General features: G+C 56.7%; 14 protein-coding genes. 9 read left to right on the forward strand and 5 right to left on the reverse strand.

Going from position 1 to position 14,185, the window contains the following annotated elements; genetic code table 11:
- Positions 1–4 precede the first annotated feature (4 nt).
- From sufB to ldtE, 6 genes are all read left to right on the forward strand, one after another.
- On the forward strand, positions 5–1,495 hold the full coding sequence (sufB, locus tag AC2TE5_RS09485) for a Fe-S cluster assembly protein SufB (RefSeq protein WP_023335409.1): 1,491 nt from the start codon (positions 5–7) through the stop codon (positions 1,493–1,495).
- 9 nt (positions 1,496–1,504) lie between these two features.
- On the forward strand, positions 1,505–2,251 hold the full coding sequence (sufC, locus tag AC2TE5_RS09490; RefSeq protein ID WP_166770071.1) for a Fe-S cluster assembly ATPase SufC: 747 nt from the start codon (positions 1,505–1,507) through the stop codon (positions 2,249–2,251).
- A complete protein-coding gene (sufD, locus tag AC2TE5_RS09495; RefSeq protein WP_484613099.1) occupies positions 2,226–3,497 on the forward strand; it encodes a Fe-S cluster assembly protein SufD in 1,272 nt (423 codons plus the stop codon). The genes sufC and sufD overlap by 26 nt, the downstream gene beginning before the upstream one ends.
- The gene (gene sufS / locus AC2TE5_RS09500; RefSeq protein ID WP_484613100.1) at positions 3,494–4,714 is read left to right on the forward strand and encodes a cysteine desulfurase SufS; all 1,221 of its coding nucleotides are present in this window, start codon (positions 3,494–3,496) and stop codon (positions 4,712–4,714) included. The genes sufD and sufS overlap by 4 nt, the downstream gene beginning before the upstream one ends.
- Before the next feature lie 14 nt (positions 4,715–4,728).
- Positions 4,729–5,145 carry a cysteine desulfuration protein SufE gene (sufE, locus tag AC2TE5_RS09505; protein ID WP_484613101.1) on the forward strand — a complete coding sequence of 139 codons (417 nt, stop codon included), beginning with the start codon at positions 4,729–4,731 and terminating at the stop codon, positions 5,143–5,145.
- 97 nt (positions 5,146–5,242) lie between these two features.
- Entirely contained in the window at positions 5,243–6,256 is a 1,014-nt protein-coding gene (ldtE, locus tag AC2TE5_RS09510) for a L,D-transpeptidase LdtE (protein WP_484613102.1), read from the forward strand.
- A gap of 62 nt (positions 6,257–6,318) precedes the next feature.
- Here ldtE and lpp read toward each other — a convergent pair whose 3' ends face one another.
- The 5 genes from lpp to AC2TE5_RS09535 all read right to left on the reverse strand — a co-directional run bounded on the left by lpp (position 6,319) and on the right by AC2TE5_RS09535 (position 11,190).
- Positions 6,319–6,555: a murein lipoprotein Lpp gene (gene lpp / locus AC2TE5_RS09515; RefSeq protein WP_010430241.1), complete on the reverse strand. Its 237-nt coding sequence runs from the start codon at positions 6,553–6,555 to the stop codon at positions 6,319–6,321.
- 308 nt (positions 6,556–6,863) lie between these two features.
- A complete protein-coding gene (gene pykF, locus AC2TE5_RS09520) occupies positions 6,864–8,285 on the reverse strand; it encodes a pyruvate kinase PykF (RefSeq protein ID WP_024909386.1) in 1,422 nt (473 codons plus the stop codon).
- A 7-nt stretch (positions 8,286–8,292) separates the two neighbouring features.
- Positions 8,293–8,589, reverse strand: a complete 297-nt coding sequence (gene ynhH, locus AC2TE5_RS09525; RefSeq protein ID WP_418921897.1) for a protein YnhH — start codon at positions 8,587–8,589, stop codon at positions 8,293–8,295.
- 73 nt (positions 8,590–8,662) lie between these two features.
- Positions 8,663–9,808: a trans-sulfuration enzyme family protein gene (locus AC2TE5_RS09530; RefSeq protein ID WP_484613326.1), complete on the reverse strand. Its 1,146-nt coding sequence runs from the start codon at positions 9,806–9,808 to the stop codon at positions 8,663–8,665.
- Positions 9,809–9,819: 11 nt separating this feature from the next.
- Positions 9,820–11,190, reverse strand: coding sequence for a pyridoxal-phosphate dependent enzyme (locus AC2TE5_RS09535; RefSeq protein ID WP_484613103.1), 1,371 nt, complete (start codon positions 11,188–11,190; stop codon positions 9,820–9,822).
- A gap of 400 nt (positions 11,191–11,590) precedes the next feature.
- On the opposite strand from AC2TE5_RS09535, the gene AC2TE5_RS09540 reads away from it, so the two are divergent.
- From AC2TE5_RS09540 to AC2TE5_RS09550, 3 genes are read left to right on the forward strand one after another with little or no spacing between them, the layout of a single operon-like run.
- On the forward strand, positions 11,591–12,613 hold the full coding sequence (locus AC2TE5_RS09540) for a methionine ABC transporter ATP-binding protein (protein WP_484613104.1): 1,023 nt from the start codon (positions 11,591–11,593) through the stop codon (positions 12,611–12,613).
- On the forward strand, positions 12,606–13,274 hold the full coding sequence (locus AC2TE5_RS09545) for a methionine ABC transporter permease (protein ID WP_063142944.1): 669 nt from the start codon (positions 12,606–12,608) through the stop codon (positions 13,272–13,274). Before AC2TE5_RS09540 ends, AC2TE5_RS09545 begins: the two co-directional genes overlap by 8 nt.
- A gap of 23 nt (positions 13,275–13,297) precedes the next feature.
- Positions 13,298–14,110, forward strand: a complete 813-nt coding sequence (locus AC2TE5_RS09550) for a MetQ/NlpA family ABC transporter substrate-binding protein (protein ID WP_063142945.1) — start codon at positions 13,298–13,300, stop codon at positions 14,108–14,110.
- Positions 14,111–14,185 lie beyond the last annotated feature (75 nt).

Here is a 14,185-nt window from a genome sequence, read left to right on the forward strand (position 1 = left end):
TACTATGTCTCGTAATACTGAAGCAACGAGTGAAGTAAATACCTGGGGCGGTGGGCACCTCAACTATAAAGAGGGGTTCTTCACCCAGCTGCAGACCGATGAGCTGGCGAAAGGCATCAACGAAGATGTCGTGCGGGCGATCTCGGCGAAACGTAACGAGCCGGAGTGGATGCTGGAGTTTCGCCTGAGCGCCTTCCGCGCCTGGCTGGAGATGGAAGAGCCGCACTGGCTGAAAGCGCATTATGACAAGCTGAACTATCAGGATTACAGCTACTACTCTGCGCCGTCCTGCGGCAGCTGTGACGACACCTGCGCCTCGCAGCCCGGCGCGGTGCAGCAAACCGGTGCGGAGAACAGCTTCCTCAGCAAAGAGGTGGAAGAAGCCTTTAATCAGCTGGGCGTGCCCGTGCGTGAGGGCAAAGAGGTGGCGGTAGACGCCATTTTCGACTCCGTCTCGGTGGCAACCACCTACCGCGAGAAGCTCGCTGAGCAGGGGATCATTTTCTGCTCCTTCGGCGAAGCGATTCACGATCATCCGGAACTGGTGAAAAAGTACATTGGGACCGTGGTGCCCTCTAACGACAACTTCTTCGCGGCGCTCAACGCGGCGGTAGCCTCTGACGGCACCTTTATCTATGTGCCGAAAGGCGTGCGCTGTCCGATGGAGCTTTCCACCTATTTCCGCATCAATGCCGAAAAAACCGGCCAGTTCGAACGCACGATCCTGGTCGCGGATGAAGGCAGCTACGTCAGCTATATAGAAGGGTGCTCCGCCCCGGTTCGCGACAGCTACCAGCTGCACGCGGCGGTGGTGGAGGTCATCATCCACAAAGATGCCGAGGTGAAGTACTCTACGGTGCAAAACTGGTTCCCGGGCGACGGCAATACCGGCGGTATCCTTAACTTCGTCACCAAGCGCGCGCTGTGCGAAGGCGAAAACAGCAAGATGTCGTGGACCCAGTCTGAAACCGGCTCGGCCATTACCTGGAAATACCCGAGCTGCATCCTGCGCGGGGATAACTCCATCGGCGAGTTTTACTCGGTGGCGCTGACCAGCGGCCATCAGCAGGCCGATACCGGCACCAAGATGATCCACATTGGTAAAAACACCAAATCCACCATCATCTCGAAAGGGATCTCCGCCGGGCATAGCCAGAACAGCTATCGCGGGCTGGTGAAAATCATGCCGACGGCCACCAACGCGCGAAACTTTACCCAGTGTGACTCGATGCTGATTGGCGCAGACTGCGGGGCGCATACTTTCCCGTACGTCGAGTGCCGTAACAACACGGCCCAGCTTGAGCACGAGGCGACGACGTCGCGGATTGGGGAAGATCAGCTCTTCTACTGCCTGCAGCGCGGGATCAGCGAAGAAGACGCCATCTCGATGATCGTCAACGGCTTCTGTAAGGATGTGTTCTCTGAACTGCCGCTGGAATTTGCCGTTGAAGCCCAGAAACTCCTCGCCATTAGTCTTGAACACAGCGTCGGTTAAGGAAAGCACATGTTAAGTATTAAAGATTTACAGGTTAGCGTAGAAGACAAAGCCATCCTGCGTGGCCTCAATTTTGACGTCAAGCCGGGTGAAGTCCACGCCATTATGGGGCCGAACGGCTCCGGAAAAAGTACGCTTTCTGCGACGCTGGCGGGGCGCGAAGATTATGAGGTAACCCAGGGCTCGGTCGAGTTTAACGGCAAAGATCTGCTGGAGATGTCGCCGGAAGACCGCGCGGGAGAGGGCATTTTTATGGCCTTCCAGTACCCGGTCGAAATTCCGGGCGTCAGCAACCAGTTCTTCCTGCAGACGGCGCTGAATGCGGTGCGCAAGTATCGCGGCCTGGAGGCGCTGGACCGCTTCGACTTCCAGGATCTGATGGAAGAGAAGATCAAGCTGCTGAAAATGCCGGAGGATCTGCTGACCCGTTCGGTGAACGTTGGCTTCTCCGGCGGCGAGAAAAAGCGTAACGACATTCTGCAGATGGCGGTGCTGGAGCCCGAGCTGTGCATTCTGGATGAGACCGACTCTGGTCTGGATATCGACGCCCTGAAGATTGTCGCTGACGGGGTGAACTCCCTGCGCGACGGCAAGCGTTCGTTCATTATCGTCACCCACTACCAGCGCATTCTTGACTATATCAAGCCGGATTACGTCCACGTGCTTTACCAGGGGCGTATTGTGAAATCCGGTGATTTCACGCTGGTTAAACAACTGGAGGAGCAGGGCTATGGCTGGCTTACCGAACAGCAGTAATGCGCTCCAGCAGTGGCACAGGCTGTTTGAAGCCCAGGGCGGCACGCGCTCTGAGCAGGCGCAGCAGCATCTGCAGCAGATGCTGCGTCTCGGCCTGCCGACGCGTAAGCATGAGAACTGGAAGTACACCCCGCTTGATGGCCTGCTGAACGCCGAGTATGTGACCCGTCTGGCGGATCTCACGTCTGCGCAGCGTGACGCGCTGGCGGTGGGCGTGGACGCCGTGCGCCTCGTGTTTGTCGATGGCGCGTTCCGTCCGGAGCTGAGCGACGCGCTTCAGGCGAGCGGATTTGAGATTGAGATAAACGACGATCGCCAGTCCCTGAGCGCCCCGGTTCAGCCTGAGGTTTTCCTGCACCTGACCGAGAGTCTGGCCCGCAGCGTGACGCACATCCGCGTGAAGCGTAACCAGCGTCCGGCAAAACCGCTGCTGCTGATGCACATCACCCAGGGGCTGGACGGCGATGAAATCAACACCGCGCACTATCGCCACCATCTGGAGCTGGCGGAAGGGGCGGAGGCCACGGTCATTGAACATTACGTCAGCCTTAATGAGACGCGTCACTTTACCGGATCCCGTCTGACGATGAACGTTGCCGCCAATGCGCAGCTTCACCACGTCAAGCTGGCGTTTGAAAATGCGCAGAGCCACCACTTTGCCCATAACGACATTGTGCTGGGTCAGGATGCCGCGGCGTACAGCCATAGCTTCCTGCTCGGCGGGGCGGTGCTGCGCCACAACACCAGCACGCAGCTTAACGGTGAAAACACCACGCTGCGCATCAACAGCCTGGCGATGCCGGTTAAATCAGAGGTGTGCGACACGCGCACCTGGCTTGAGCACAATAAGGGCTACTGCAACAGCCGCCAGTTGCATAAAACCATCGTCAGCGACAGAGGCCGCGCGGTGTTTAACGGACTGATTAACGTGGCGCAGCACGCCATTAAAACCGACGGGCAGATGACCAACAACAACCTGCTGTTAGGGCGCCTGGCGGAGGTGGACACCAAACCGCAGCTGGAGATTTACGCCGACGACGTGAAGTGCAGCCACGGTGCGACGGTCGGGCGGATAGACGACGAGCAGATGTTCTACCTGCGTTCCCGCGGCATCGACGAGCAGGCGGCGCAGAAAATGATTATCTATGCGTTTGCCGCCGAGCTGACGGAAGCGCTGCACGATGGTCAGTTAAAACAGCAGGTGCTGGCGCGTATCGGCCAGCGTCTGCCTGGAGGCGAAGCATGAGTTTTCCCGTCGAGAAAGTACGGGCAGATTTCCCGGTTCTGACCCGTGAAGTAAACGGTCTCCCTCTGGCCTATCTGGACAGCGCGGCCAGCGCCCAGAAGCCGAATCAGGTGGTGGATGCGGAAGCCGAGTTTTATCGCCACGGCTACGCCGCCGTGCATCGCGGTATCCATACCCTGAGCGCCGAGGCGACCCAGCGTATGGAAAACGTGCGTACGCAGCTGGCCGCCTTCCTCAATGCACGTTCGCCTGAAGAGCTGGTCTTCGTGCGCGGAACCACCGAAGGGATCAACCTTGTCGCTAACAGCTGGGGCAACGCGCAGGTCCACGCGGGGGATAACATCATCATCACCCAGATGGAACACCACGCCAATATCGTGCCGTGGCAGATGCTCTGCGAGCGCGTTGGCGCGCAGCTGCGGGTGATCCCGCTGAATGCCGACGGGACGCTGCAGCTCGAGCAGCTAGACGTACTGCTTGACGATAAAACGCGGCTGGTGGCGGTCACCCAGGTCTCCAACGTGCTGGGGACGGAAAACCCGGTGGCAGAGATTGTCGAAAAGGCCCATCAGGCGGGCGCGAAGGTGCTGATTGACGGCGCTCAGGCGGTGATGCACCACGCGGTTGACGTCCAGGCGCTGGACTGCGATTTCTACGTCTTTTCAGGCCACAAGCTCTATGGGCCGACCGGGATTGGCGTGCTGTACGTGAAAGAGGCGATCCTGCAGGCGATGCCGCCGTGGGAAGGGGGCGGGTCGATGATCGCCACCGTTAGCCTGACGGAAGGCACTACCTATGCCCGCGCGCCCTGGCGTTTTGAGGCGGGCACGCCCAACACCGGCGGGATTATCGGTCTGGGGGCGGCGGTTTCATATGTCTCCGCAATCGGCCTTGATAGCATTCAGGAGTACGAACAGCTGCTGATGCACTATGCGCTTGCGGAGCTCGCCAGCGTGCCGGATCTGACTCTCTACGGGCCTGCCGACCGGCAAGGGGTGATTGCGTTCAATCTCGGGAAACATCACGCCTATGACGTGGGCAGTTTCCTCGATAACTACGGCGTGGCGGTCCGTACCGGGCACCACTGCGCGATGCCGCTGATGGCGTTTTACCAGGTACCGGCAATGTGCCGCGCGTCGCTGGTGATGTACAACACAACGGAAGAGGTCGACAGGCTGGTGGCGGGGCTTAAGCGCATTCATCAGCTGCTGGGCTAACGGAGAGGCGAAAGATGGCGGAACTGCCGGACAAAGACAAATTACTGCGCAACTTCTCGCGTTGCGCAAACTGGGAAGAGAAGTACCTTTATATCATCGAGCTGGGGCAGCGTCTGCCGCCGCTCGGTGAAGAGGCGCATAATCCGGAAAATATTATTCAGGGCTGTCAGAGCCAGGTGTGGATTGTGATGGCGCAGTCGGACGACGGCACTATCGAACTGCACGGCGACAGCGATGCGGCAATTGTAAAAGGGCTTATTGCGGTCGTCTTTATTCTTTATCACCGGATGTCGGCGCAGGATATTGTCGCGTTCGACGTCCGCCCGTGGTTTGAAAAAATGGCCCTGACCCAACACCTCACCCCGTCCCGATCCCAGGGACTGGAAGCGATGATCCGCGCCATTCGCGCCAAAGCTGCAATCCTTAGCTAGACTTACAGAACAGCATTCATTCTGTTTCGCGAGGTGGTTCCCGCCTCGCTGGTTTTTCAGCTTTCTGGCGTTCTGTCAGTGAATAAGGAATCTCAGCATGAAGCGCGCGTCTCTAATAACTCTCTTACTCCTCAGTTCGCTCGGTGCCCTTAATTCGGCCCGCGCGATGGACTATCCGTTGCCGCCCGCAGGCAGTCGTCTGATTGGGCAAAATCAAACCTACACGATACAGGAAGGGGATAATAAGCTTCAGACTATCGCCCGCCGGTTTAATACGGCGGCGCAGGTGATCCTGGAAACGAACAATACCATTGCGCCGGTAAACCCTGCGCCGGGAACCGTGATTACCATCCCGTCGCAGATGCTGCTGCCGGACACGCCGCGCGAGGGCATTGTGGTGAACCTCGCAGAGCTTCGGCTCTACTACTTCCCGCCGGGAGAAAACATCGTTCAGGTCTTCCCGCTCGGCATCGGACAGCTGGGGCTGGAAACGCCGGTCACGACCACGCGCGTGAGCCAGAAAATCCCGAATCCCACCTGGACACCTACGCCGGGCATCAGAGCACGCTCTCTGGAGCAGGGAATTAAATTACCGCCGGTGGTGCCTGCCGGGCCAAATAACCCTCTGGGACGCTTCGCACTGCGTTTAGGCGTGGGTAATGGGGAATATCTCATCCACGGCACCAGCGCGCCGGACAGCGTCGGCCTGCGGGTCAGCTCCGGCTGTATGCGGATGAATGCCTCGGACATTAAAGCCCTGTTCGAACAGGTGCGGGTTGGCACGCGGGTACAGATTATCAATGAACCCGTGAAGTTCGCCGTCGAGCCGGATGGTAAACGCTATATTGAAGTCCACCGCCCGCTGGCGCAGGCTGAGGGTGAAAACCCGCAGGTCTCGCCTATTACTCATTCCGCAGACTTTGCGACCTTTGTTTCTCAGGCGGGAAGCGATAAGGCGCTGATCGATCGCGCCCTGTCACGCCGTGCAGGGATCCCGGTTATCGTGTCGTCAGGTAGCGGTCCGTCAGCCAGCAATAGCGTGCTGTCGGTGCAGAACAGCCGGGTGTCCGCAGCGGTAGCGGAAGATGAAGGGGAGAGGGTGACGCAGTAGCCGTTTGACGCAAGCAAAAAAAAAATGGCGCACAATGTGCGCCATTTTATTAACAGGTACTATTACTTACGGTATTTAGTAGCCTGGTTGTCCAGACGCTGGTTAGCGCGAGCTGCGTCGTCTTTAGCAGCCTGAACGTCGGAACGGATTGCGTTCACGTCGTTGCTCAGCTGGTCAACTTTAGCGTTCAGAGTCTGAACGTCAGAAGACAGCTGATCGATTTTAGCGTTGCTGGAGCAACCAGCCAGCAGAGTAGAACCCAGGATTACCGCGCCCAGTACCAGTTTAGTACGATTCATTATTAATACCCTCTAGATTGAGTTAATCTCCATGTAGCGTTACAAGTATTACACAAAGTTTTTTGGGTTGAGAATATTTTTTTGATGGGAATACACCTATTTTTGATCGTTCGCTCAAAGAAGCATCGAATTAGCCCTTTTTGGGCAAAAATCTATGTAAAAAAAGGCATTTATCATCGGATTCATCTTAGATAATTCGCAATTAAATAGAAAAACCCGATTTGCAATTTGAATGACTTTGGCTAATGACAGGAATAAAAAAAGCGCCCGGAGGCGCTTTTTATCAAAATTAATTCGTTCGGGAATTATTACAGCACGTGAACAGATGCGGTATTGGTGGTTCCGCTTGGTACCAGCGCGCCAGAAACCATGACCACAACGTCACCTTTCTGTGCCAGACCACGATCAACCAGCTCCAGCGCCACTTCTTTACCCAGACGGTAGAAATCATCCGTAGACGCGATCTCTTTCACCAGGTGAGGGATCACGCCTTTGCTCAGCACCAGCTGACGGGCAGTGGTTTCGTTGGTGGTCAGCGCCAGGATAGTCGCATCCGGGAAGTATTTACGCACTGCGCGAGCAGATTTACCGCCCTGGGTGGCAACCACGATCAGCGGTGCTTCCAGTTTCTCAGCCGTTTCTACAGCACCGCGGCATACTGCTTCGGTGATGCGCAGCTTGCGGCTGTCGTTGTTGTAGTCCAGACGGCTTTTCATTACGCGGTCGGTACGTTCGCAGATGGTGGCCATGATGGACACCGCTTCCAGCGGATATTTACCTTTTGCGGATTCGCCGGACAGCATAACGGCATCAGTACCGTCGAGGATGGCGTTTGCCACGTCGCCTGCTTCTGCGCGGGTTGGGCGTGGGTTTTTGATCATGGAGTCCAGCATCTGCGTTGCGGTGATAACCACTTTACGCGCGCGAACACATTTCTCGATCATCATCTTCTGCGCGAAGATCACTTCTTCAACCGGGATTTCTACGCCCAGGTCGCCACGTGCAACCATGATGCCGTCAGACGCTTCGAGGATCTCGTCGAAGTTGTTCAGGCCTTCCTGGTTTTCAATTTTGGAGATGATCTGGATCTTCTCGCCGCCGTGCGCTTTCAGGTGCTCACGAATTTCAACCACGTCAGAACGCTTACGGATGAAGGATGCCGCAACAAAGTCAACGCCTTGTTCACAGCCGAAGATCAGGTCCTGTTTGTCTTTTTCAGCCAGTGCTGGCAGTGCGATAGAGACGCCCGGCAGGTTAACGCCTTTGTTTTCGCCCAGGTCGCCGTTGTTCAGCACTTTACAGATAACCTTGTTACCTTCGATCGCGGTGACTTCCATACCGATCAGACCATCGTCCACCAGCACGGTGTTACCGACGGACAGATCGCTGGTGAAGCCTTCGTAGGTCACTGCAACGATTTCGCTGTTGCCGACAACGGTTTTGTCGGTGGTGAAGGTGAAGGTCTGGCCCGCTTTCAGGGAAACGTCGTTACCGCCTTCCAGTTTGATGGTACGGATTTCTGGACCTTTGGTATCCAGCAGGATGGCCGCTTTTTTACCGGTCTTGCTCATCACGTTGCGCAAGTTCTGGATACGCTGACCGTGTTCTGCATAGTCACCGTGGGAGAAGTTCAGACGCATCACGTTCATGCCGGCGTCCAGCATCTTGGTCAGCATCTCTTCAGATTCGGTTTTCGGGCCGATAGTACAAACAATTTTCGTCTTTTTCATGACAGTCTTAGTCTTTAAGTTGGGAAGGATATGGAAATCTCGCTCCGGGGGCGCACCGCCGCGGAGTCAAACCTGTGTTGCAAAAGAGTATATGACACGCACTAAGGATAGGAGACATCAAATGAGCGTGCAGAAGAAAGTGTGCCTGAGTGACAGCCCAACGAAGGAGAGGAGAAGTTGTACGTTGTTTTTTGTATTCCAAGCGCTGAAACCATTCACCAGGGATTAGGCGCGCATTATACGCTGATTTTAAGATAAAAGGAAAATGGAAACGGTGTTTCAGAAATAATCTATGCAGTTTCACATAATATTGTTATCAAGGCGTTAAGCCATGATGACAACTTGTGGCGGCAGGTGATTGACCTGCCGCGTTTTGCTTATTTTTGCAGCGCCTGGCTGAGGTCGGCAATCAGGTCTTTCGGATCTTCAATCCCGACTGACAGACGGATCAGCTGCGGCACAATGCCGTTTGCCAGCCGTTGCTCAAGGGGTATCGAGGCGTGCGTCATGCTGTAAGGCTGGCTCACCAGACTTTCCACGCCGCCGAGGCTTTCCGCGAGGGTGAACAGCTTCAGGTTGCGAATCACCTCGGTGGCGCGTTGCGCATCGCCTTTTACGACGACGGAAATCATGCCGCCGGGCAGCGCCATCTGCGTGCGGGCTAGCTGATACTGTGGATGCGATTCCAGGCCGGGATAGAAAACCCTTTCGACCAGAGGATGCTGATCCAGCCATTGCGCAATCGTCAGCGCGTTGGTGCTGTGCTTTTCTACCCTCAACGCAAGCGTGCGTATACCGCGCAGCGTCAGGAAGCTGCTGAACGGATCCAGTACGCCGCCCACCGCGTTTTGCAGATAGCCCAGCTTATCCGCCAGTTCCTTGTTGTCCCCGACAATCGCCAGCCCGGCCACCACGTCAGAATGGCCGTTCAGGTATTTGGTGGCGGAGTGCACCACGATATCGAAACCCGACTCCAGCGGACGGTGGATCACCGGCGACGCGAAGGTGTTATCCGCCACGCTGATGACGTTATGACGACGGGCGATTGCCGCGATGGCCGCCAGATCCGCCAGCTTCAGCAGCGGGTTGGTTGGCGTTTCGACCCACACCATGCGGGTATCCGGGCGAATGGCGGCCTCAAGCCCGGCCAGGTCGTCCGGCTTAACCCAGCTGACCTGCAGGCCTGTGCTGCGCTTGCGCACGTTTTCAATCAGGCGGTACGTCCCACCGTAAACGTCATCGATGGCGACAATATGGCTGTCTTTATCCAGCAGTTCGAGCACCGTGGAGATGGCCGCCAGGCCGGAGGCGAAGGCGTAGCCGCGCGTGCCGCCTTCCAGTTCGGCGATGGCGGTTTCCAGCGCGTGGCGGGTGGGGTTGCCGCTGCGGGAATACTCATAGCCGGTATGCTCGCCGGGTGACGGTTGCGCAAACGTCGAGGTGGCGTAAATCGGCGGCATGACGGCGCCGTGCTGGTCGTTGAACTCGCCGCTGTGGACGCTCAGGGTAGCCAGGTTTTTCATCATCTATTCCTTTATTGCTGAAGACGGTTGCGCCAGGCGGTCAGAACGTCGCTGCGCGTAATCAGACCGAGAAAACGGTCGTTGTCATTAATCACGGCCACCAGACCGCGGTCGAAGATGGCGTTCAGGGCGCTTTCCGGGGCGTGTTTATCCAGGAACTCCACCTGACGCGTCATGGCTGCCGTCACCGGAAGCGAGAAGCGATCGCCGTCGCCGCCGATATGCCGCAGGAGATCCCACTCGTCGATAATGCCCACCACCTTGCCGTTCTCCAGCACCGGCAGCTGGGAGATGTCATACAGACGCATGCGCGCCAGTACGGTGGAAAGCGTGTCGTCCGGACCGGCGGTGACGGTGGAGCCTTCATCGTGGCGCAGGGCGATGTAGTCAGAGAGATCGCCAGCCTGAGGGCGGGTGATGAGCCCTTGCTGACGCATCCAGTCATCGTTGAACATCTTCGAGAGGTACTTATTGCCGCTGTCGCAGGCGAAGGTCACCACGCGTTTCGGCGCGGTCTGCGCCTGGCAATATTTCAGCGCGGCCGCCAGCAGCGTGCCGCTGGAGGAGCCCGCCAGAATGCCTTCCGTTTTCAGCAGATCGCGCGCGGTGGTGAAGGCCTCGCGGTCGGTAATGCGCCAGGCGCGATTCACCCCTTCAATGTGGGCCAGCGGCGGAATAAAGTCTTCGCCAATACCCTCAACCAGCCAGGAGCCCGCGTCGTGGTAGCGTCCGGTTTCCACCTGGTCGGCCAGAACGGAACCGGCCGGGTCAGCCAGGACAAACTCCGTGTGCGGAGAGTGCTCGGCGAACCACGCCTGCAGGCCGCCCAGCGTACCGCCTGAGCCGACGCCCACCACGATGGCGTCGATCCTGCCGTCAAGCTGCTCGTACAGCTCCGGTGCCGTGGTGGTGCGGTGCGCCAGCGGGTTGGCTTCATTATTGAACTGGTCGATGTAAAACGCGCCGGGCAGCTCGTTGGCCAGGCGCTGGGCGTAATCCTGGTAGTAGGCGGGGTGGCCCTTGTTGACGTCGGAGCGGGTCAGCACCACCTGGGCACCCAGCGCGCGCAGGTGGAAAATCTTCTCGCGGCTCATTTTGTCCGGCACCACCAGGATCAGCGAGTAGCCTTTCTGGGCGGCGATCAGGGCCAGGCCGAGTCCGGTATTCCCCGCCGTGGCCTCAATAATCGTGCCGCCCGGCAGCAGCTGCCCGGTACGCTCCGCTTCGTTAATCATCGACAGCGCGACGCGATCCTTAATAGAACCGCCCGGATTCTGGTTTTCCAGCTTCAGGAACAGCGAGCAGGGACCGGTATCAAGCTTATGCAGCTGGATAAGCGGGGTACGACCAATCAGTTCAGTGACGGAGTGATAAATCGTCATGATGTTTTCCTTTCTGGATGTCATGACGGGATGATAGGGCGGTGAAATTTTCTCAATAAAGAACCATTCACTGCTCTTTAGAACAGAAAAGAATATATATGCCATTTTTGGAAGTCAGGACAGCAAGACGTAAAGTTGTCTGGATGTGAGGATGGCTATATCGGCATGAAATGCTGCAAAAATGACCGTTTTTCGCGGGCATCAACCGGCAGATATGCATCCGGCAGATAATCATTGCTGAAATTGGTCTAAATGTTCCCCACCCGCTCAATCCGCTGTTTATTTCCGAAAGTTATAACAAATTCTTTTTTGGTCATTTAAAACCTGATAACGCCTGTTTACTATCGTTTGGACATCCATACTGCTAAACAGCCATGCGCGAAACGGATAAAGAATAAGAATGATCGTACTCAGGAATATTTCGAAGGTTTTTGACAACGGAAAGGTCGCGCTGACTGCCGTTGATAACGTCAATTTGACGATAGAGCAGGGACAGATTTACGGAATTATCGGCTACAGCGGAGCCGGGAAAAGCACGCTGATTCGTCTGCTGAACGGCCTGGAAAAACCCAGCGCCGGAAGCGTCACCATTAACGGGCAGGATATCTCTGCCGCAAAGGGCGAAGCGCTGCGCCAGGCGCGTCTGAAAATCAGCATGGTGTTCCAGCACTTCAACCTGCTGTGGTCGCGCACGGTGAGCGAGAACATCGCTTTCTCGATGCAAATCGCCGGTGTGCCAAAAGCCAGCATCAAGGCGCGCGTCGCCGAGCTGGTGAAGTTGGTAGGCCTGAAGGGGCGTGAGAATGCCTACCCGTCCCAACTGAGCGGCGGGCAAAAACAGCGCGTCGGCATTGCCCGCGCGCTGGCAAACAACCCTGACGTGCTGCTCTGCGATGAAGCCACGTCCGCGCTAGACCCGCAGACCACCGATCAGATACTCGATCTGCTGCTGGATATTAACCGTCGCTTCAGGCTGACCATCGTGCTGATCACGCACGAGATGCACGTGGTGCGCAAAATCTGCGACCGCGTGGCGGTGATGGAGAACGGTAAAGTCGTGGAAGAGGGCGACGTGCTGAGCGTCTTTACCCATCCGCAGCAGCCGATTACGCAGCAGTTTGTCCGCCAGGTGAGCCAGTACGCCGAAGAGGAAACCTTCAATACCGAACTGGCAAAGGATCTGGAAGGCACGGTCATCAGGCTGACCTTTACCGGGCACAGCACCCATAAGCCGATCGTGGGTGAACTGACCCTGCGCTACGGCCTGCCGTTTAACATCCTGCACGGGAAAATGACGCAAACCGCCCACGGCGTGTTTGGTCAGCTCTGGGTGCATGTAGTGGCATCCGATGAACAACTGAACAATATCCTCGCCGACCTGCAGCACAGCGATATTGAAGGCGAGGTGATTAAACATGGCTGAGAATCTCTTTCCGCATCTCAAGTGGGATCAGCTCTGGGCGGCGACGCTGGAGACGCTGTATATGACCGCACTGTCCGGCGTGGCGACGTTTGTGCTGGGTCTCGTGCTGGGGCTGGCGCTGTTTTTAACCGCGCGCGGCGGGCTGTTCCACAACCGCACGGTCTACAGCGTCATTTCGATTGTGGTGAACGTGTTCCGCTCTATTCCGTTCATCATTCTGATTGTCCTGCTGATCCCGTTCACCAAGACCGTCGTCGGCACCATTCTTGGCGCCAACGCGGCGCTGCCGGCGCTGATTGTGGGCGCCGCACCGTTCTACGCACGCCTGGTGGAGATCGCCCTGCGTGAAGTGGATAAAGGCGTTATAGAAGCAACGCGCTCGATGGGCGCACGACTGAGCACGTTAGTGTTTCGGGTTTTACTGCCGGAATCATCACCTGCACTGGTATCAGGTATTACGGTGACGCTGATTGCGCTGGTGAGCTACAGCGCAATGGCGGGGGTGATTGGCGCCGGTGGTTTGGGAAATCTGGCTTATCTGGAAGGATTCCAGCGCAACCATGGTGACGTCACGCTGGTGGCAACGGTGACCATTCTGATCATCGTTTTCATTATCCAGTTCTGCGGCGATGTCATTACTTCACTGTTAGATAAACGCTAATAAATACACACAGGAACCACATCATGAAAAAGACACTGACACTGATCGCCGCCGCAACCCTGAGCGCCCTGAGCTTCGCTTCCTGGGCTGATACCCTGACCGTGGGCGCATCCAACACGCCGCACGCCGAAATTCTGGAGCAGGCAAAGCCGATTCTGGCGAAGCAGGGTATCGACCTGGAGATTAAGCCGTTCCAGGACTACATTCTGCCGAACACCGCGCTGGCGGGTCATGACATCGACGCGAACTATTTCCAGCACATTCCTTACCTGAACAGCGTGCTGAAAGATCATGCGGGCGATAAAGACTACGATTTTGTCAGCGCGGGCGCGATCCACATTGAGCCAATCGGCATCTATTCCAAAAAATACAAGTCGCTGAAAGACCTGCCGGAAGGTGGCAAGATCATCATGCGTGACGCGGTTTCTGAAGAAGGGCGCATTCTCTCCATCTTCGAGAAAGAGGGCGTGATCAAGCTGAAGCCGGGCATCGATAAAGTGACCGCGCGCATCAGCGATATCGTCGAGAACCCGAAAAAGCTGAAGTTCACGCCTAACGTTGAAGCCTCTCTGCTGCCGCAGATGTACAACAACGACGAAGGCGCTGCGGTGGTGATCAACGCCAACTACGCGATTGACGCGGGTCTGGACCCGGTTCACGACCCGATTGCGGTAGAGAGCGGTGAAAACAACCCGTACGCAAACATCATTACCGTGCACCGCGGTGACGAGAAGAAGAAAGATATCGTCGCGCTGGTGAACGTGCTGCACTCGAAAGAGATTCAGGACTGGATCCGCACCAAGTACAAAGGCGCGGTTATTCCAGTAAACAACTAATTTACTGATTTTACAGATGAAGCCCGGCGGGTCTCTCGCCGGGCTTCTTTTTTGTATCCGGCAGGAGAATCATTT

The sequence above is a fragment of the Enterobacter sp. N5-15 genome, from assembly GCF_057221635.1.

What these genes read in the sequence shown, in the direction of transcription:
- sufB (WP_023335409.1), top strand. Translation starts at nt 5, where the DNA reads ATGTCTCGTAATACTGAAGCAACGAGTGAAGTAAATACCTGGGGCGGT.
- sufC (WP_166770071.1), top strand. Translation starts at nt 1,505, where the DNA reads ATGTTAAGTATTAAAGATTTACAGGTTAGCGTAGAAGACAAAGCCATC.
- sufD (WP_484613099.1), top strand. Translation starts at nt 2,226, where the DNA reads ATGGCTGGCTTACCGAACAGCAGTAATGCGCTCCAGCAGTGGCACAGG.
- sufS (WP_484613100.1), top strand. Translation starts at nt 3,494, where the DNA reads ATGAGTTTTCCCGTCGAGAAAGTACGGGCAGATTTCCCGGTTCTGACC.
- sufE (WP_484613101.1), top strand. Translation starts at nt 4,729, where the DNA reads ATGGCGGAACTGCCGGACAAAGACAAATTACTGCGCAACTTCTCGCGT.
- ldtE (WP_484613102.1), top strand. Translation starts at nt 5,243, where the DNA reads ATGAAGCGCGCGTCTCTAATAACTCTCTTACTCCTCAGTTCGCTCGGT.
- lpp (WP_010430241.1), bottom strand. Translation starts at nt 6,555, where the DNA reads ATGAATCGTACTAAACTGGTACTGGGCGCGGTAATCCTGGGTTCTACT.
- pykF (WP_024909386.1), bottom strand. Translation starts at nt 8,285, where the DNA reads ATGAAAAAGACGAAAATTGTTTGTACTATCGGCCCGAAAACCGAATCT.
- AC2TE5_RS09530 (WP_484613326.1), bottom strand. Translation starts at nt 9,808, where the DNA reads ATGAAAAACCTGGCTACCCTGAGCGTCCACAGCGGCGAGTTCAACGAC.
- AC2TE5_RS09535 (WP_484613103.1), bottom strand. Translation starts at nt 11,190, where the DNA reads ATGACGATTTATCACTCCGTCACTGAACTGATTGGTCGTACCCCGCTT.
- AC2TE5_RS09540 (WP_484613104.1), top strand. Translation starts at nt 11,591, where the DNA reads ATGATCGTACTCAGGAATATTTCGAAGGTTTTTGACAACGGAAAGGTC.
- AC2TE5_RS09545 (WP_063142944.1), top strand. Translation starts at nt 12,606, where the DNA reads ATGGCTGAGAATCTCTTTCCGCATCTCAAGTGGGATCAGCTCTGGGCG.
- AC2TE5_RS09550 (WP_063142945.1), top strand. Translation starts at nt 13,298, where the DNA reads ATGAAAAAGACACTGACACTGATCGCCGCCGCAACCCTGAGCGCCCTG.